Origin of the sequence: Actinomadura rubteroloni (assembly GCF_002911665.1) — a bacterium.
Lineage (GTDB): Bacteria > Actinomycetota > Actinomycetes > Streptosporangiales > Streptosporangiaceae > Spirillospora > Spirillospora rubteroloni.
The window spans coordinates 922,242-943,166 of the sequence record NZ_MTBP01000002.1; the positions used below are offsets into that span (position 1 = coordinate 922,242).

3 protein-coding genes are annotated in these 20,925 nt (G+C 74.6%); 2 read left to right on the forward strand and 1 reads right to left on the reverse strand.

Annotated features, from left to right (window positions below; translation table 11 throughout):
- Positions 1-13: 13 nt before the first annotated feature.
- The gene (gene mpaM, locus BTM25_RS15755) at positions 14-871 is read left to right on the forward strand and encodes a daptide-type RiPP biosynthesis methyltransferase (RefSeq protein ID WP_103563648.1); all 858 of its coding nucleotides are present in this window, start codon (positions 14-16) and stop codon (positions 869-871) included.
- 3 nt (positions 872-874) lie between these two features.
- On the opposite strand, the gene BTM25_RS15760 is transcribed toward mpaM, so the two are convergent.
- A complete protein-coding gene (locus BTM25_RS15760) occupies positions 875-1,363 on the reverse strand; it encodes a nuclear transport factor 2 family protein (protein ID WP_168212122.1) in 489 nt (162 codons plus the stop codon).
- Between the two features lie 196 nt (positions 1,364-1,559).
- Between BTM25_RS15760 and BTM25_RS29980 the strand changes: the two genes are divergently transcribed.
- Positions 1,560-20,858 (forward strand): type I polyketide synthase, encoded by a 19,299-nt coding sequence (locus tag BTM25_RS29980; RefSeq protein WP_205648120.1) that lies wholly within the window; start codon positions 1,560-1,562, stop codon positions 20,856-20,858.
- Positions 20,859-20,925: the final 67 nt, after the last annotated feature.

Genomic DNA, 20,925 nt, shown 5'->3' on the forward strand with positions numbered 1-20,925 from the left:
AAAGAGGTATTCCATGAGCAACGACGCCCCCCGCGTTCTGGGGACCGCCGCCCACGTCGCCCGCCTGCTGGGCGGAGACAGCAGCGTGCACAGCCTCTACGGCCCCGAGGGCTCGCCCGTCTACCATTTCCTCACGCGCTATGACGAGGCCGACGCCGAGGCGATGCTGGAGATCGCCGAAGGCAAGAAGGGCACGCTGCTGGAACTGGCGTGCGGCTCGGGACGGCTCACCTTCCCGTTCCTGGAGAACGGCTTCGACGCGGTCGGCCTGGACATGTCGCCGCACATGCTCAGCCTGTTCGCCGAGCGCCTGGAGGAGGAGAAGGAGGACGGCACCGACTACAGCGACCGCGTCTCCACCGTCCAGGGCGACATGACGAGCTTCTCCCTCGACCGCACGTTCGACTTCATCACGCTCGGCGCGAACGCGGTCAGCTACCTCGGCCCCGACCAGCGCGCGTCGCTGTTCGCCTCCGTCCGCGAGCATCTCGCGGCCGACGGCCGGTTCCTGATGACCCTCATCGAGTTCCCGGGCATCGAGAAGCGCACCGAGCCGTTCGAGACGCAGGCGATCGTCGCGACCGGCGCGGACGCCGACATCCCGATGCTCCTCACGCTGCTCGACTTCGTGGACCCGGTGGAGTCGCTGCGCTCCAGCAACTTCCTCGCCCAGCGGGTGGAGGACGGCGCGATCGTCGACGCGAAGATCTTCACCGCCCTCTCCCACGTGCTCCCGGCCGCCCCGCTCCGCGCGGAGATCGAGGCGGCCGGCATGCGGGTGCTGCAGCAGCACGAGGTGATCAGCCAGTTCCAGATCCAGGCGTCCTTCGCGATCACGCCGAAGATCTACCTGCTCGAAGCCGGGCTGTAGCGGTCAGGCCCCGCCCGGGGGGCTCTCCTGCGGAGGGCCGCCCGGGGACGTCCGGCCGAGCCCGGCGAACGACTCGCCGCCGTTCGCGCCCCACAGGTGGGTGATGGCGTCGAGCGTGCAGTAGTCGCGGAAGAGGACGATCTTGCCGTCGCGGATGCGGAGCACCTGGATGTAGGGGGCCTGGAACCGCTCGCCCGTGACGGTGTCCTCGGTCTGGGACAGGAACTCGGCGACGACGACCTCGGGGTCGTCGGTCACGTAGATCACCTCGTCGAGGTGGGCCACCAGGCGGCGCGTGCCCCGCTTGGCGTTCTCCAGCGCGGCGGCCGTCACGGCCCGGATGGTCTCCCTGCCGACGAACCGGTTGGGCATCCCGTCGGTGGCGAAGGGGACCTCCAGGACGCCGTCCTCGGCGAACAGCTCGGCCTGGCCGTCCGCGTCGAGTTCGGAAATGCGTTCCTGCTTGAGTACGAAAACGTCCCGTGGTGACATTGACGTCCCGTCAGTCATAAACACCTGCTTTTCGGGGTTTCGTGGGCTGATTCTGCCTGCTACGGCAGCCTGACCCATAAAACAGCATACCACTTAATTGCCCCTTTGGCCTTACTAAAATGATCTTGCACATGCCGGTTCCGGTCTGGTATCAAAAGTCCCATAAGTCAGGATGGCCAGCTACGAGGGATCGCCGATGCATGAGCCCATCGCCATTGTTGGAATTTCCTGCAGACTTCCGGGGGGCAACGATCCGCATCGGTTCTGGCGGCTGCTGCGCGAGGGACGCGAAGCCGTCGGGCCGGCGCCGGAGGGGCGCTGGAGCGATGTCGCGCCGGAACTGCGCCGCGGCGGATTCCTCGACCGGATCGACGGCATCGACCTGCGGTTCTTCGGAGTCTCGCCGCGTGAGGCCGCGGTCATGGACCCCCAGCAGCGGCTGGTGCTCGAACTCGGCTGGGAGGCGCTGGAGGACGCGCGCGTCCTTCCCGGGAACCTGCGCGGATCGCGCACCGGGGTCTACGTCGGGGCCATCTGGGACGACTACGCCGCGCTGCTGCGGAGCCACGGAGCGGCGACCGTCACGCAGCACACGCTCGCCGGGACGCAGCGCGGCATCATCGCCAACCGCCTGTCGTACACGCTCGGCCTGCACGGTCCCAGCCTGACGGTCGACACCGGGCAGAGTTCGTCTCTCGTCGCGGTGCAACTGGCCTGCGAAAGCCTGCGGCGCGGCACGGCGGAAAGGGCGATCGCGGGGGGCGTCAATCTGAACGTCCTCGGCGCGGGGACGCTCGGCGCGGAGAAATTCGGCGCGCTTTCGCCCGACGGCCGCTGCCACACCTTCGACGAGCGCGCCAACGGCTACGTCCGCGGCGAGGGCGGCGCGCTGGTCGTCCTCCGGCCGCTGGCGGACGCCCTGGCCGACGGCGACCGGATCTACTGCACGATCCTCGGCGGGGCGGTGAACAACGACGGCGCGACCGACGCCCTGACCGTCCCCGGCCGGCGCGGGCAGGAGGAGGTCCTGCGCAGCGCCTACCGGGACGCCGGGGTGTCGCCCGCCGACGTCCAGTACGTGGAGCTGCACGGGACGGGGACCCGGGTCGGCGACCCGATCGAGGCCGCCGCGCTCGGCGCGGTCCTCGGCGCGGGGCGCGGCGACGGGGAGCGGCTGCTGGTCGGGTCGGCCAAGACGAACGTCGGCCACCTCGAAGGCGCGGCGGGCGTCACCGGCCTGGTCAAGGCGGCGTTGAGCCTGCGGCACGGGGAGATCCCCGCGAGCCTCAACTTCGTCCGGCCGAACCCGGAGATCCCGCTCGACGACCTGCGGCTGACCGTCCAGACCGGGCTGACGCCGTGGCCGGAGGCGCGCGGCGCGGTGCTGGCGGGGGTGTCGTCGTTCGGCATGGGCGGCACCAACTGCCATCTGGTGCTCGGCGGCGCGCCCGCGGCCGAGCGCGCGGCGGCGCCGCGTCCCGTTCCGGCGACGGTGCCGTGGCTCATCTCGGGCCGCTCGCCGAAGGCCGTCCGCGCCCAGGCCGCCAAGCTCCTGGACTTCCTGGCCGAACGGCCCGCGTCGGCCGCCGACGTCGCCGCGTCCCTGGCCACGACCCGGACGGCCTTCGAGCACCGGGCCGCCGTCGTCGGGAACGACCGCGCGGAACTCGAAACGGCGCTGCGCGACCTGGCCGAGTCCGGGACCGGCGCCGTTTCGGGCCGGACCACCGACGGCGGCCTGGCCGTCCTGTTCACCGGGCAGGGCGCGCAGCGGATCGGCATGGGCCGTGAACTGGCGGGGGCGTTCCCGGCCTTCGCCGCCGCGCTCGACGCCGCCTGCGCCGAACTCGACCGGCACCTGCCGCGTCCGCTGCGCGAGGTCATGTGGGCCGACGCGGACTCCGACGACGCGGCGCTCTTGGACCAGACGCGGTACGCCCAGGCGGCGCTGTTCGCCGTCGAGGTCGCGCTGTACCGGCTGGCCGAGTCGTTCGGCGTCCGGCCCGGGCACGTCGCCGGCCACTCCATCGGGGAGTTCGCCGCCGCCCACGCGGCGGGCGTGCTGTCCCTGGCCGACGCCGCCGCGCTCGTCGCGGCCCGCGGCGCGTTCATGCAGGACCTGCCCGCGGGCGGCGCGATGGTGTCGGTGCGCGCCTCCGCCGACGAAGTGCGGGACGTGCTGACCGGCGCGGTGGGGCTCGCGGCCGTCAACGGGCCGCGGTCGGTGGTGCTGTCCGGCCCCGAGGACGAGACGCTGGCGGTCGCGGCGGCGCTGGAGGCCGCGGGACGCCGGACGCGGCGGCTCAAGGTCAGCCACGCGTTCCACTCGGCGTTGATGGAGCCGATGCTCGACCGGTTCCGCGCGGTGGCGGCGGGCGTGGAGTTCCGGACGCCGCGGATGCCCGTCGTGTCCATGCTCACCGGGCGCGTCGCGGACGACGACCTGCGCGACCCGGAGTACTGGGTGCGGCAGATCCGCGAGGCCGTGCGGTTCGCGGACTGCGTGACCGTGCTGCGCGACGCGGGCGTCCGGACGTTCCTGGAACTCGGCCCCGGCAAGGTGCTGACGGCCCTCGCGGAAGAGAACCTGGACGCCGAGGACACCCTGTTCCTGCCGTCGCTGCTCGACGGCGTGGAGGAACGGACGTTCGTGACGGCGCTGGCGGGCCTGCACGGGCAGGGCGTGGCGGTCGACTGGCGCGCGCTGCTCGGCGACGGGACCGCCGACCTGCCCACCTACGCCTTCCAGCGGCGGCGCGCCTGGCCCGAGCCGGCGGGCGCTGCTGACGCCGCGAGCGCCCCGGCGCCCGCCGCGCCGGAACCGGAGGCGGAAGAGGACGAGGGCGACGACGGCCCGTTCTCGCGGCGCGGTCTCGCCGCGCTCGGCGCCGCCGAGGCGCACCGCAGGTTCGTGGACCTGGTGCGGGTCGGCATCAACGCCACGCTCGGCTACGGCGCGGACGACACGCTCGACCTGCGCGACACCTTCAAGGAACTGGGCTTCGACTCGCTGTCCGGCCTGGAGCTGCGCAACCGGCTCCAGGCCATGAGCGGGCTCCGGCTGCCCACCACGATGATCTTCGACTGGCCGACGCCGCTCGGCCTGGTCGAGCGGCTGCGGAGCGATCTGCTGGAGGAGCCGGGCGAGGTCCCGCCCGCGCCGCTCGCTCCCGCCGTGACGGACGAGCCCGTCGCGATCGTCGGGATCGGGTGCCGCTTTCCCGGCGGCGTCCGGTCGGCGGACGACCTGTGGCGGCTGGTCGGCGACGGCCGCGACGCGATCACCGAGTTCCCCGGCAACCGCGGGTGGGACCTGCGGGCGCTGCTCGACGGCGACCCCGACCGGCCCGGCGGATCCTCGACGCGGTACGGCGGTTTCCTGCACGACGCCGACACGTTCGACGCGGCGTTCTTCGGCCTCAGCCCGCGCGAGGCCACCGCGATGGACCCGCAGCAGCGACTCGTCCTGGAGACGTCCTGGGAGACGTTCGAGCACGCCGGGATCGACCCGTCGGAGCTGGCCCGGCGGCCGGTGGGCGTGTTCGTCGGCGCGACCGCGCACGGCTACGGGCCCGAGCTGCGCGAGTCGGTCGAGGGGTACGACGGGTTCCGGCTCACCGGCAGCACGGTCAGCGTCGCGTCGGGCCGGGTCGCGTACTCGTTCGGCTTCGAGGGTCCGGCCGTGACGATCGACACGGCCTGTTCGTCGTCGCTGGTGGCTCTGCATCTGGCGGCGCGGTCGCTGCGTTCGGGTGAGTGCGAGATGGCGCTCGCCGGGGGCGTCACCGTGATGAGTTCGCCCGGCATGTTCCTGGAGTTCAGCCGTCAGCGAGGCCTGGCCCCCGACGGCCGCTGCAAGCCGTTCGCCGCGTCCGCCGACGGCACCGGCTGGGGTGAGGGCGTCGGGCTCGTGCTGCTCGAACGGCTGTCGGACGCGGAGCGGAACGGGCACACGGTGCTGGCCGTCCTGCGCGGCTCGGCGATCAACCAGGACGGCGCCAGCAACGGCTTGTCGGCCCCCAACGGGCCGTCCCAAGAACGCGTCATCCACCAAGCCCTCGCCAACGCGGGACTCACCGCCGACGAGATCGACGCGGTCGAGGCGCACGGCACGGGCACCACTTTGGGCGACCCGATCGAGGCGCAGGCGCTTCTGAACACCTACGGCCGCCACCACACGGACGACCAGCCGCTCTATCTGGGCTCCGTCAAGTCCAACATCGGGCATACCCAGGCGGCGGCGGGCGTCGCCGGTGTCATCAAGATGGTGCAGGCCATGCGCCACGGCGTCCTCCCGAGGACGCTGCATCTGGACGAGCCGTCACCGCACGTCGACTGGACGACCGGCCACCTGTCCCTGCTCGCCGACGCCACGCCCTGGCCGGAGACCGGGCGTCCGCGCCGGGCCGCCGTGTCGTCCTTCGGGATCAGCGGCACCAACGCCCATGTCGTCCTTGAAGCACCGCCCATGGCCGCGCCGGACGCGGAGCCCGACGGACCCGTGGCGCCGACGGTCGCGCTGCCGCTGTCGGCCAAGACGCCCGCGGCACTCCGGGCGGCGGCGGGACGGCTGGCCGAACATCTCGCCGCGCACCCGGGGACCGTCCCGTCCGAGCTGGCCGGCGCGCTGGCCGGGCGGGCGATCCTCGGCCGCCGGGCCGTGGTCGTCGCCGGGCGCGACGACCACGCCGAGGCCGTCGCCGCCCTGACGGCCCTCGCCGAGGACCGCCCGCACCCGTCGCTGGTCCTCGGCCCGGAGACGCTGCCGAGCGGTGGCGGGACGGTCTTCGTCTTCCCCGGCCAGGGCTCCCAATGGGCGGGAATGGGCGTCCAGCTCATCGCCGAATCCCCGGTGTTCGCCGCCGCGATCGAGGAGTGCGCCCAGGCTCTCCGGCCCTACACCGGCTGGGACCTGCACGACGTCCTGGCCGCTCCGGACGTCCCGACCGCCATCGACGTCATCCAGCCGACGCTGTTCGCGCTGATGGTCGCCCTCGCGCGCCTGTGGGAACACCACGGCGTCCACCCCGGCGCCGTCATCGGCCACAGCCAGGGCGAGATCGCCGCCGCTCACATCGCGGGCGCGCTCACCCTCGACGACGCCGCACGCATCGTCACCAAACGCGCCCAGGCCCTCACCACGCTCACCGACAGCGGACGCATGGTCTCCGTCCCCCTGAGCCCTGCGGACGCCGAAGCGCTCATCACGCGCCTCGGCCTGACCGGCGACCTGCACGTCGCCGCGCTCAACGCCCCGACCCGCACGGTCGTCGCCGGGACGACCCCGGCCGCCGAAGCCCTCATCGCGCACTGCGAGACCGAGAGCATCGACGCCCGGATGATCCCGGTCGACTACGCCTCCCACACACCCCACATGCACGCCCTGCGCGCACAGCTCCTCAACGACCTCGGCGCCGTCGCCCCGCAGCAGGCCGCGATCCCGTTCTATTCGACGCTGACGGGCGGACTCGTCGAGGACACGACGACGCTCGACGCCACGTACTGGTACGACAACCTCGCCAACCCCGTCCAGTTCCACCCCACCCTCACCGAACTCGCCGCCCGGCACTCCACGTTCATCGAGACCAGCCCCCACCCCGTCCTGGTCCCCGCCATCCGCGAGACGGTCGAACCGCCGGTCTCAGCGCACCCGACCCTGCGCCGCGACGACGGCGGCCACCGCCGATTCCTCACCTCGCTCGCCGCCCACCACACCCACGCGGCCGCACCCGTCCGCCCGGCGGCGCCGGCCCGGCCGTCCACCTCGCTGCCGACCTACCCGTTCGAAGCGGAGCGGTACTGGCTCGCCCCCGCTCCGGCGACCGCGAACGCGGCGGGTCTCGGCCTCGGCCCGGCCGACCACCCCCTGCTCGCCACCACCACCGCGCTCCCGGACGGCCGCTGGCAGGCCACCGGGCTCCTCGCGCCCGACGCGCCGCCGTGGCTCGCCGACCACGCCGTCCACGGCACCCCCCTGCTGCCCGGGACGGCGTTCCTCGACCTCGCCCTGCACGCGGGCCAGGCCGTCGGCTGCCCCACCGTGGACGAACTCACGCTCCAGGCCCCGCTCACCGAGGACGGCGTCCGCGATCTCCACGTCGCGGTCACCGCGCCCGACGAACAGGGCCTGCGGCGGATCACCGTCCACTCGCGTCCGCACGACGGCGACGAAGGCTGGACCGAACACGCCGCGGGCGTCCTCGCCCCGGCCGCCGCGGAACCGGTGGCCGCCGTCATGTCCTGGCCGCCGCAGGGCGCCGCGCCCACCGATCTCGGCGGCCTCTACCCGGCGCTCGCCGAACGCGGCTACGACTACGGCCCCGCGTTCCAGAACCTCCGCGAACTCCGCGTCGCGGGGAACGTGCTGCACGCCCGCGTCCAGGTCGGGCCCGGGACGCCGGTCGCGGGCCACGGCCTGCACCCGGCGCTCCTGGACGCCGCGCTCCATGCCCTGCTGCAGGCGACCGTCCTGCGGGAGGACGGCCCGGTCAGCCTGCCGTTCTCCTGGTCGGGGGTCCGCCTGCACGCCACGGGCGCCGACATGCTCCACGTCACGCTGACGCCGCTGCGGCCCGGCACGGTCTCCCTGCACGCCGCGGACCCGGCCGGCGCGCCCGTGCTGACCGTCGCCGAACTGGCCCTGCGCCCGCTCACCGCCGACCTGGCCGCCCGTCCGACGTCCCCGGCCGCGAACGACCTGTTCCGGACGGTCTGGCGGCCGATCGAGACCGCCGTGACCGACCGGCCCGACCCGGTCCTCATCGGCGACGTCCCGGGCGGCTACGCGTCCCTGGCCGAGCTGAGCGCCGCCGTGGCGAGCGGCGCGGCGCAGGCCCCCGCCGACGTCGTGGCGCTGCCGAGCGTGCTGGCCGCCATCTGCGGCCGGGACCTGGACGACTGCGACTGCCCCGACGCGGTCGCCGGCGCCACCGCCGACGCGCTCGCGCTGCTCCAGGAATGGCTGGACGCCCCCCACCTGCACGGCGGCACCCTCACCGTCTGCACCGGCCGCGCGCACGCGCTGCCCGGCGACGACCATCCGATCCATCTGCCGCACAGCGCCGTCTGGGGCCTGGTCCGCACCGCCCAGAACGAGCACCCCGGCCAGTTCCATCTGCTGGACACGGCCACCGAGGACGTCACCGCGATCGCCGGTGCCGTCGCCGCCGCCCACGCCCTCGGCGAATCGCAGTTGGCGGTGCGGGAGGCCGGCACGTTCCGGCCCCGTCTGGTCCGGGCCGGGACGGACCGGCTGCTTCCGGACGCGCCGTCCGGCTGGCGCCTGGACATCTCCGGACGGACCGGCACGTTCGATGACCTCATGGTCGTCCCGTCCGAGGCGCGGGACGCCGCGCTGCTCCCCCACCAGGTGCGGATCGCGGTGCGGGCGGCCGGGGTGAACTTCCGCGACGTCTTCGTGACGCTCGCGATGCGGGAGGGCGAGACCGGCCTCGGGCTGGAGGGCGCGGGCGTCGTCCTGGAGGTCGGGGCGGACGTCACCGACTTCGCCCCCGGCGACCGCGTTCTCGGCCTGTTCGAGCACGCCTTCGCGTCCGTCGCGGTCGCCGACGTCCGGCACCTGGCCCCGCTGCCCGCCGACTGGACGTTCGAGCAGGGCGCGTCCGTCCCGATCGTGTTCCTCACCGCCTACTACGGGCTGGTCGACCTCGCCGATGTCCGGCCCGGCGAGACCGTGCTCGTGCACGCGGCGGCCGGCGGCGTCGGGACGGCCGCCGTCCAGCTCGCGCGGCATCTCGGCGCGGAGGTGTACGGGACGGCCAGCGCCGGGAAGCGCGCCGCCCTGCACGACCTCGGCCTGGACGACGCCCACATCGGGGACTCGCGTGCCCTCACGTTCGAGGCGGAGTTCCTGGACCGGACGGACGGGCGGGGCGTCGACGTCGTCGTGAACTCCCTCGCGCGCGAGTTCGTCGACGCGTCCCTGCGGCTGCTGCCGCGCGGCGGACGGTTCGTCGAGATCGGCAAGACCGACATCCGCGATCCCGCGACGGTCGCCGCCGACCATCCCGGCGTCGGCTACGACGCGTTCGACCTGCTGACCGTCCCGCCCGACCGGATCCGCGGGATGCTCGACGCCCTCGGCGGCCTGTTCGCGTCGGGCGCGCTGCGTCCGCCGCCCGTCCGCTCGTGGGACCTGCTCGACGCGCGTTCCGCGCTGCGGCACCTCCAGGAGGGCGCGAACGTCGGGAAGGTCGTGCTGCTGCCGCCGCGTCCGCTGGACCCGGACGGCACCGTCCTCATCACGGGCGGGACGGGCACGCTCGGCGGGGTCGTCGCGCGGCACCTGGTCACCGTCCACGGGGCGCGGCGGCTGCTGCTCACCAGCCGCCGCGGCCCCGGGAGCCCCGGCGCGGACGAGCTGGCCGCCGAACTGGAGGGCCTCGGCGCGCACGTCACGGTCGCGGCGTGCGACGCGTCCGACCCGGACGCCCTGGACGCGCTCCTGTCGGCCGTCCCCGCCGACCATCCCCTCACGGCCGTCGTGCACGCGGCGGGCATCCTGCGGGACGCCCCGGTGACCGGCCTGACCGCCGACCGGGTCGCCGAGGTGCTGCGCCCGAAGGTCCACTCGGCGTGGCACCTGCACCAGCAGACCCGGGACCTCGACCTCGCGGCGTTCGTGTTGTTCTCGTCGGCGGTCGGCGTGCTCGGCAATCCCGGGCAGGCGAACTACGCCGCCGCCAACACCTACCTCGACGCCCTCGCCCACGAGCGCCGCGCGCACGGCCTCGCCGCCGTGTCGGTGTCGTGGGGGCTGTGGGAGCGCAGCAGCGGGATGACCGGCGAGCTGACCGCCGCCGACCTCGCCCGGCTGCGCCGCGCGGGGCTCACGCCGCTCGCCGACGAACGGGCGCTCGCGCTGCTGGACGCCGCGCTGCAGCTCGGCCCGCCGCACCTGGTCGCCACGCCGCTTCCGGCACGCACGGCCGCCGAGCATCCGTCGCCGCTGCTGCGCGACCTCACGTCCGCCTCGCTGCGCGCCGCCGCGAGCGGGGGCGCGGCGTCGTCCGCGTCGTGGCCGGACCTGATCGCCGCGCTGCCCGCCGACGAGCGGCGCGCCCGCGTCCGCGCCGACGTCCGCGCTCAGGTCGGCGTGGTCCTCGGCCACGCCGCGCCCGACGCCCTCGACGCCGGACGCGCCTTCAAGGAACTCGGTTTCGACTCGCTGACCGCCGTCGAGCTGCGCAACCGGCTCAACACGCTGACCGGCCGGCGGCTGCCGACCACGCTCGTGTTCGACCGGCCGACCATCGACAGCCTCACCGGCTACCTCCTGGACGAGCTCTTCGCCGGGGAGAGCGCCGAAGCCCGGGTCGTCGCCGCACCGGCCGCCGACGCGTCGGACCCTGTCGTCGTGGTCGCGATGAGCTGCCGCTACCCGGGCGGCGCGAACACTCCGGACGCCCTGTGGCGGCTGGCGCTGGAGGAGGTCGACGCCATCGGCGCGTTCCCGGCCGACCGCGGCTGGAGCGGCGACCTCTTCGACCCCGATCCGGACCGTCCGGGGACGTCGTACTCCCGGCACGGCGGGTTCCTCTACGACGCGGGCGAGTTCGACGCCGAGTTCTTCGGCATCAGCCCGCGCGAGGCCCTCGCGATGGACCCGCAGCAGCGGGTGCTGCTGGAGACGTCGTGGGAGGCGATGGAGAGCGCCGGGCTCGACCCCGCTTCGCTGCGCGGGCGGCCGGTGGGGGTGTTCGTCGGCGCCATCTCGCAGGACTACGGGCCGCGGATGCACCAGGGGACGCGGGACGTCGGCGGGTACCTGCTGACCGGCACCACCACGAGCGCCATCTCCGGACGGGTCGCGTACTCGTTCGGGTTCGAGGGTCCGGCCGTGACGATCGACACGGCCTGCTCGTCGTCGCTGGTCGCTCTGCACCTGGCGGCGCGATCTTTGCGTTCGGGCGAATGCGAGATGGCGCTCGCCGGAGGCGTCACCGTGATGAGCTCGCCCGGCATGTTCCTGGAGTTCAGCCGCCAGCGCGGACTGGCTCCCGACGGCCGCTGCAAGCCGTTCGCCGCCGCCGCCGACGGGACGAGCTTCGCCGAGGGCGCGGGCCTGGTCATCCTGGAGCGGCTGTCGGACGCCCGGCGCAACGGGCACACGGTGCTCGCGGTCCTGCGCGGCTCGGCGATCAACCAGGACGGCGCCAGCAACGGACTCTCCGCGCCCAACGGGCCGTCCCAAGAGCGCGTCATCCACCAGGCCCTCGCCAACGCAGGGCTCACCGCCGACCAGATCGACGCCGTCGAAGCACACGGCACCGGCACCACCCTGGGCGACCCCATCGAAGCGCAGGCGCTTCTCAACACCTACGGACGCCACCACACGAACGACCAGCCGCTCCACCTCGGCTCCATCAAATCCAACATCGGCCACAGCCAGGCCGCCGCCGGAATCGCGGGCGTCATCAAGATGGTGCAGGCCATGCGCCACGGCACCCTGCCCAAGACCCTGCACCTGGACGAGCCGTCACCCCACGTCGACTGGACCACCGGCCACCTGTCCCTGCTCGCCGACACCACGCCCTGGCCCGACACCGACCGTCCCCGCCGGGCCGCCGTCTCGTCCTTCGGGATCAGCGGGACCAACGCCCACGTCATCCTGGAAGCACCGCCCGAAGCCGAACCGGCCGCGGAAGGGACCGGGCCGCCCGTCGTCGCGCTGCCGCTGTCGGCGCGGACCCCGGAGGCGCTGCGGGCCGCCGGCGCACGCCTCGGCGCCCATCTCGCCGCGCACCCGGACGCGACGCCGGGCGCGCTGGCGGGGACGCTGGCCGCGCGGACGTCGTTCGACCGCCGCGCGGTCGTGGTCGCCGAGCGCGACGACCGGGAGGTGCTCTCCGAGGCGCTGGCCGCGCTCACGGTGGGCGAGGAACACCCCGCGCTGGTCACCGGTAGGGTCCGCGACGGCGGGCTGGCCTACCTGCTCAGCGGGCAGGGCAGCCAGATGCCCGGCATGGGACACGGGCTCTACGACACCTCGGCCGTGTTCGCCGAAGCCTTCGACACGGTGTGCGCGGCCTTCGACCCGCACTTGGATCAACCGCTGAAGGACGTCATCTTCAGCGACAGCGACCTCATCAACGACACCGCCTACGCCCAACCCGCATTGTTCGCCCTACAAGTCGCCCTCCACCAGCTTCTCCGGCACCACGGCGTCACCCCCGACGTCCTCATCGGGCACTCCCTCGGCGAACTCACCGCCGCCCACCTGGCCGGACTCTGGACCCTCACCGACGCCACGGCCCTGGTCGCGGCGCGTGCCCGCCTGATGGGGGCGCTCCCTGCGGGCGGCGGAATGCTCACCGTCCAGGCGCCCGAGTCCGCGCTCCCGCCCCTGCCCGACGACGTCGCCGTCGCCGCCGTGAACTCCCCCACCGCGACCGTCCTGTCCGGCGATCTCGACGCCCTCGAACGCGTCGCCGGGCAGCTCACCGAGCAGGGCGTCACCACCCGGCGGCTGACCGTCAGCCACGCCTTCCACTCGCCGCTGATGGAACCGATCCTCGCCGAGTTCGGGGAAGTGGCGGCGGGGCTCACCTACCACCCGACCACCGTCCCGATCGTCTCCAACCTCACCGGGCGCACCGCCACCGACGAGGAACTCCACGACCCCGCGTACTGGACCGACCACATCCGCAACACCGTCCGCTTCCACGACGGCCTCACCCACCTCCACACCACTCACGACCCCGCCCTCTACCTCGAACTCGGCCCCCGCCCCACCCTCACCACGCTCACCCACCAGACGCTCGCCGACGCGGCCGACGTCGAGCCCGTCCTGGACCACCGGCTGGCCGACGACGTCGCGTTCCTCACCGCCCTCGCGCACCTCCACACGCGGGGCCGGGCCGTGCTGCCGCCGTCGGGGCCCGCGCCGGACACGCCGCCGCCGACCTACCCGTTCCAGCGCCGCCGGTTCTGGCTCGCCGCGTCCGCGGGGGCGATCGAGGACGTCGCCGAACTCGGGCTCGGACCGGCCGACCATCCGCTTCTCGCCACGGCCACGCCGCTGCCGGACGGGCGGTGGCAGGCCACCGCGCGGCTCTCCCTGGAGACGCAGCCGTGGCTCGCCGACCACGCCGTCCACGGCACTCCGCTGCTGCCCGGCACCGCGTTCCTCGACCTCGCCCTCCACGCCGGGCGCGTCACCGGCTGCCCGACGGTCGAGGAACTGACCCTTCAGACGCCGCTGTTCCTCGCGTCCGGCCGCCCCCGCGACGTGCACCTCACCGTCACGCCGCCCGACGAGGCGGGCCGGCGCGCGCTCACCGTGCACGGCCGGGCGGGCGACGACGCGACGTGGACCGAGCACGCCACGGGCGTCCTCGCCCCGGCTCGCGTGTTCCCCGCGCCGCCGGCGACCGAGCCGCCCGCCGGGGCGGAGGCCGTCGACCTCGTCGACGTGTACGAGCGCCTCGCCGAGCACGGCTACGACTACGGGCCCGCGTTCCAGAACCTGCGCGACCTCCGCCGCGACGGCTCCGTCCTCTACGGGACCGTGCGCCTCGGGCCGGACCTCGCCACGTCCGGCTACGGCCCGCACCCGGCGCTGCTGGACGCCGCGCTGCATCCGCTCGCGATCCAGGGCCTCGCGGACGGGGAGACGCCGCTGCCGTTCTCCTGGCGCGACGTGCAGGCCGTCCCGTCGGACGCCGCCGAACTGCGGGTCCGGATCACGGTGACGGAACCGGGCACCGTGGCCGTCGTCGCCGTCGACTCCTTCGGCGAGCCGGTCGTGTCGGTGCGGGCGCTGGCGATGCGGCCCGTCTCCGCCGACGAGTTCCGCCGCGCGTTCACCGACCGGGACGCCCCGTCCCTGTTCACCGTCCGCTGGTCCCCGGTCCCGCCGGGCGGCGCGCCGCACGCGCCGGACCGGGTGCTGGAGGTCGCCTCCGACGGCGGGCCGCGCGCGGTGACGGGACGCGTCCTGGACGGCGTCCGGGCCTGGCTGCGCGAGGACCGGCCCGCGGACGCCCGGCTGCTGGTCGTCACCCGCGCCGCGATCGCCTCCGAGACTCTCGACCTGGCGCAGGCTCCCGTCTGGGGACTGGTGCGCACCGCCCAGGCCGAACATCCCGACCGGATCGTCCTGCTGGACGCGGACGGGGACGTGACGGCCGACGACGCGGCGGCGGCACTCGCCACCGGCCTCCCCCACCTCGCGCTGCGCGACGGACGTCTTCTCTGCCCGGAACTGGCCCGGCACCCGTCCGAGCCGGGACGCCTCACCGGCGACGGCACGGTCCTGGTCACGGGCGGCACCGGCACGCTCGGCGCACTGGTCGCCGAACACCTCGCCACCCGGCACGACGCGCGGCACCTGCTCCTGGTCAGCCGACGCGGCCCCGACGCCCCCTGCGCCGACGACCTGAAAGCCCGACTCGAAGAACTCGGCGCACAGGTCACCATCGCCGCGTGCGACACCGCCGACCCCGACGCCCTCGCCGACCTCCTCGCCGCCATCCCCGAAGAACACCCGCTGCGCGTCGTCGTCCACGCGGCCGGAGTCCTGCGGGACGCGCCGCTGGAAAGCCAGACCGACGAGCACCTCGCCGCAGTGTTCCCGCCCAAGGTCGACGCGGCCTGGAACCTGCATCGGCAGACCCGCGACCTGGACGCCTTCATCCTGTTCTCCTCAGCGGCCGGGGTCCTCGGCAACGCGGGACAGGCGAACTACGCCGCCGCCAACACCTACCTCGACGCCCTCGCCCACCACCGCCACTCCCAGAACCTCCCCGCGACGTCCATCGCCTGGGGACTCTGGGAACACAGCAGCGGCATGACCACCGACCTCACCCCGGCCGACCTCGCCCGGCTCCGCCGCTCCGGCATCACCCCCCTCACCGACGCGCAGGGCCTGGCTCTCCTCGACGCCGCCCTCGGCTCCGCCGAACCGCACCTGGTGGCCGCCCCGATCGTCCCCCGCGCGCCGCGCACCGCCGCGAAGCCCGCGCCGCGGGCCACCGGCCTCGGTCAGCGTCTCGCCGGACGGCCCGAGGCCGAGCAGACGCACGTCCTCACCGACCTGGTGCGCACCCACGTCGCGGCGGTCCTGGGCCTGGAGAGCGGCGCCGCCCCGGACCTCGACGTCCCGTTCAAGGACCTCGGCTTCGACTCGCTCGCCGCCGTCGAACTGCGCAACCTGCTCAGCAAGGCGACCGATCTGCGGCTCACCACGACGCTGGTCTTCGACCATCCGACCCCCGGCGCGCTCGCGGCGCACCTGCGGTCCGAGCTGACCGGCGCGGGCCGGGCGGCGGCCGCGGTCGCGCCCGCCCGGGGCGCCGCGCCGGACGAGCCCATCGCCATCGTCGGCATGGGCTGCCGCTACCCGGGCGGCGTCCGGTCGCCGCGCGACCTGTGGCGGCTGGTCGCCGGGGGCGTCGACGCGGTCGGCCCGTTCCCCGCCGACCGCGGCTGGGACGACGACCTCTTCGACCCCGACCCCGACCGCACCGGCAAGTCCTACGCCCGGCACGGCGGGTTCCTCTACGACGCGGGCGACTTCGACGCCGGCTTCTTCGGCATCAGCCCGCGCGAGGCCCTCGCGATGGACCCGCAGCACCGGCTGCTGCTGGAGACGTCGTGGGAGGCGATGGAGAACGCGGGCCTCGACCCGGCCGGGCTGCGCGGCCGTCCGGTCGGCGTGTTCACGGGCGTCATGTACGACGACTACGGCTCGCGGGTCGCGCGGTCGTCCGGTTCGCTGGAGGGCTACCTGGTCAGCGGGAGCGCGGGCAGCATCGCGTCCGGACGGGTGGCGTACACGTTCGGGTTCGAGGGTCCGGCCGTCACCATCGACACGGCCTGCTCGTCGTCGCTCGTCGCGGCGCATCTGGCGGCGCAGGCCCTGCGCTCGGGCGAGTGCGAGATGGCGCTCGCCGGGGGCGTCACCGTCATGGCGACGCCGTCGGTGTTCCTGGAGTTCAGCCGTCAGCGCGGCCTGGCCCCCGACGGCCGCTGCAAGCCGTTCGCCGCGTCCGCCGACGGCACCGGCTGGGGCGAGGGCGTGGGCGTGCTGCTGCTGGAGCGGCTCAGCGACGCCGAACGCCACGGCCACCCGGTTCTGGCGGTCCTGCGCGGTTCGGCGGTGAACCAGGACGGGGCGAGCAACGGGCTCTCCGCGCCCAACGGGCCGTCCCAGGAACGCGTCATCCACCAGGCCCTCGCCAACGCACGCCTGACCCCCGACGAGATCGACGCCGTCGAAGCGCACGGCACCGGAACCACCCTGGGCGACCCCATCGAGGCACAGGCGCTTCTCAACACCTACGGCCGCCACCACACCGCGGAACTCCCCGTCCATCTGGGAGCCGTCAAGTCCAACATCGGGCACACCCAGGCCGCCGCGGGCGTCGCGGGCGTCATCAAGATGGTTCAGGCCATGCGCCACGGCACGCTGCCCAAGACCCTGCACCTGGACGAACCCTCGCCCCACGTCGACTGGACCACCGGCCACCTGTCCCTCCTGGCCGAAGCCGCGCCGTGGCCCGAGACCGGACGTCCGCGCCGCGCCGCCGTCTCGTCCTTCGGCATCAGCGGCACCAACGCCCACGTCATCCTGGAGCAGGCCCCGGACCTCGAACCGGCCGCTCCGGACACGCCGGAGACGGTGATCGTCCCGCTGTCGGCCAAGGAACCGGCCGCGCTGCGCGACGCGGCGGCGCGGCTCGGCGCGCACGTCGCCGAGCACCCCGACCTCACCCCCGGCGACCTGGCGGGGAGCCTGTCCGCCCGGTCCCGGCTCGCGCACCGCGCCGCGGTGATCGTGGGATGCGACGACCGGGACGTCCTCACCGGGGCGCTGGCCGCGCTCGCGGCGGACGAGCCGCACCCCGCCCTGGTCACGGGCCTTCCGGAGCGGGACGGCGGGCTGGTCTACCTTCTCAGCGGGCAGGGCAGCCAGACGCCCGGCATGGGACGCGGCCTCTACGACACCTCGCCCGTCTTCGCCGAAGCCTTCGACACGGTGTGCGCAGCCTTCGACCCGCACCTGGACCAACCGCTGAAAGACGTCATCTTCAGCGACAGCGACCTCATCAACGACACCGCCTACGCCCAACCCGCGTTGTTCACGCTGCAAGTCGCTCTCCACCACCTCCTCCGCCACCACGGCGTCACCCCCGATCACCTGCTCGGACACTCCCTCGGCGAACTCACCGCCGCTCACCTCGCCGGGCTGTGGAGCCTCACCGACGCCACGGCCCTGGTCGCGGCGCGTGCCCGCCTCATGAGCGCGCTCCCGCCCGGCGGCGGAATGCTCACCGTCCACGCATCCGAGGCCGACCTGCCGCCGCTGCCCGACGACCTCGCGATCGCCGCCGTCAACGGACCCCGCTCCACCGTGCTGTCCGGCCCTGTCGACGCCCTCGACCGCTTCACCGCGTCCCTGGACGAGCGGGCCGTCAAGCACCGCCGGCTCACCGTCAGCCACGCCTTCCACTCGCCGCTCATGGAGCCCATGCTCGCCGAGTTCCGGAAGGTCGCCGAAAGCCTCACCTACCACCCGACCACCGTCCCGATCGTCTCCAACGTCACCGGGGAGACAGCCACCGCCGAGCAGCTCGGCGACGCCGCGTACTGGACGGACCAGATCAGGAGCGCGGTCCGCTTCCACGACGGCCTCACCCACCTCCACACCGCCCACCACCCCGCCCTCTACCTCGAACTCGGCCCGCGCCCCACGCTCACCGCGCTCGCCCGCTCCCTCGGCGACGCCGTCGTCCAGCCCACCCTCGACCCGCGCGGCCCCGAGGACGTCGTCTTCCTGACCGCGCTCGCGCACACCGCCGCCGCGCCGGCCGCGCCCGCCCGGCGCATCGACCCGCCGCCCACCTACGCGTTCCAGCACCGCCGCTACTGGCTCGCCGGGGAGTCCTCCCCGGAGACCGCGGCCGGCCTGGGCCTGGACGGCTCCGACCACCCCCTGCTCGGCGCGGCCGTCGAACTCCCGGACGACGCCGTCGCGTTCACCGCGCGGCTCGCGCCGGGGGCGCACCCGTGGCTGCTCGACCACGCCGTCCACGGGACGCCGCTGCTGCCCGCCGCCGCGCTGCTCGACCTGGCCCTGCACGCGGGCCGGCTCGTCGGGAGTCCCGCGCTGGACGACCTCACGCTGCACGCGGCCCTGATCCTCGCGCCGGACGATCCCCGCGACCTCCAGCTCGTCGTCGGCGCGCCCGACGAGGGCGGGGCCAGGCCCGTGACCGTCCGGTCCCGTCCGCACGGCCCCGACGGCGAGTGGACCCTGCACGCGACCGGCGCGCTCGGCGCCGGCGACCCCGGCCCGGTGGCCGTCCCGCCGGTCCCGGCCGACGCCGAGACCGTGGACGTCACCGACGCCTACCCGACGCTCGCGGAACGCGGCTACGACTACGGTCCGGCCTTCCAGAACCTGGACGAGCTGCGCACGGCCGGCGCCGCGCTTCACGCCCGCGTCAGCCTCGGCGAGGACGCCGACCCGGCGGGCTACGGCGTCCACCCGGCGCTGCTGGACGCCGCGCTGCACCCCCTGGCGCTGGGCGACGCCGCGGGCGAAGGACGGCTCGTCCTGCCGTACGCGTGGTCGGACGTCCGCCTGCACGCCTCGGACGCCACCGACCTCCGCGTCGCGATCGAACCGGCGGGCGACGACGCCTTCACGCTCACGGCGTCCGCCCCGGACGGCACGCCGGTCCTCACCGTGGGTTCCCTGACCGTCCGGGCGCTGCCCGCCGACGCGCTCGCCCGGCGGCGGCGGGATCCGCTGTACGCGCTGACCTGGTCCGCCGCGCCGCCGGACGCCGAACCGCTCGCGGCCGACCCCGTCGTGCTCACCGCCGAGGACCTCCCCGACACCGTGGACGCCGTCCGGCCGACCGCCGAGCGGATGCTGGCGGAGCTGAACGAACGGCTGGCCGCCGACGACGCCCCGCTCGCGGTCGTCACGACCCGGGCCGTCGCGACCGGACCCGGCGAGGCGCCGAACCTGGCGCACGCGGCGCTGTGGGGCCTGGTCCGCACCGCGCAGTCCGAGCACGCCGGCCGGATCACGCTGGTCGACACCGACGGGAGCCCGGCCTCGGCGGCGGCGCTCGCGACGGCCGTCGCGAGCGGGCATCCGCAGCTCGCGCTGCGCGAGGGCCGCGCGCTGGTGCCGCTGCTCGCCGCGCTTCCCGCCGCGGCGGACGCCCCGGCCCGGACGGGCACGACGCTGATCACGGGCGGCACGGGTGCGCTCGGCGCACTGGTCGCCGAGCACCTCGCCACCCGGCATGAGGCCCGGCACCTGCTCCTGGTCAGCCGACGCGGCCCCGACGCCCCCGGCGCGACCGACCTGAAGACCCGGCTGGAAGCCCTAGGCGCACAGGTCACGATCGCCGCCTGCGACACCGCCGACCCCGACGCCCTCGCCGACCTTCTCGCCGCCATCCCCGAGGAACACCCGCTGAAGACCGTGATCCACGCAGCGGGCGCCCTCAAGGACGCACCGCTGATCAGCCAGACACCCGACCACCTCGCGACGGTGTTCCGTCCCAAGGTCGACGCGGCCTGGAACCTGCACCAGCAGACCCACGATCTGGACGCGTTCATCCTCTTCTCCTCGGCAGCCGGAACCCTCGGCACCCCAGGACAGGCCAACTACGCCGCCGCCAACACCTACCTCGACGCCCTCGCCCACCTCCGCCACTCCCAGAACCTCCCCGCGACGTCCATCGCCTGGGGACTCTGGGAACACGCCAGCGGCATGACCGCCGGCCTCACGGCGGCGGACCTCAACCGGCTCCGCCGCTCCGGCATCGCCCCCCTCACCGACGCGCAGGGCCTGGAACTCTTCGACGCGGCTCTCGCCACCGACCACCCCGCCCCCGTCCCGATCGCCCTGAACGCCCCCGCCCTGCGCGCCGCGGCCGTCGAGGGGACGGTTCCCGCCGTCCTCCGGGACCTGTTCCCGGCTCGGTCCGCGCGGCGGGGCGCGGCACCCGCCGCGACCTGGCCCGGCCGTCTCTCCGGCCGGACGCCCGAGGAGCAGGCCGGCCTGCTCGTCAGCCTCATCGGCGGCCAGGTCGCGGAGGTGCTCGCGCACGACACGGCCGCCGCCATCGCGCCCGACCGGGGCCTGTTCGACATGGGCCTGGATTCCCTGACAGCGCTAGACCTCCAGAACCGCCTGTCCCGGGCGACGGGGCTCCGGCTCCCGTCCACGCTGGTGTTCGACTACCCGACGCTCCGCGAACTCGGCGACTTCCTGCGCGAACGCCTCACCACGGGGACGTCCGACGGCGCGGCCGACCACCTGGCCGCGCTCACCGACCTGGAGTCGGCGTTCGCGACGCTCCCCGACGACGAGCTGTGCACCGCCGCCGCCCGCCGCCTGCGGGACCTGCTGGACCGGATCACCGCCCACGGCAAGGACGACGGCGAACCGTTCACCGACGCCGACGACGACGCGCTGTTCGCCTTCCTCGACGGGGACGCCCGCTGAGAAAGGCCCGGGTCCCGGGGGCGAACCCCCGGGACCCGGGCCTTGCGGTGAACGGTCCGATCAGAAG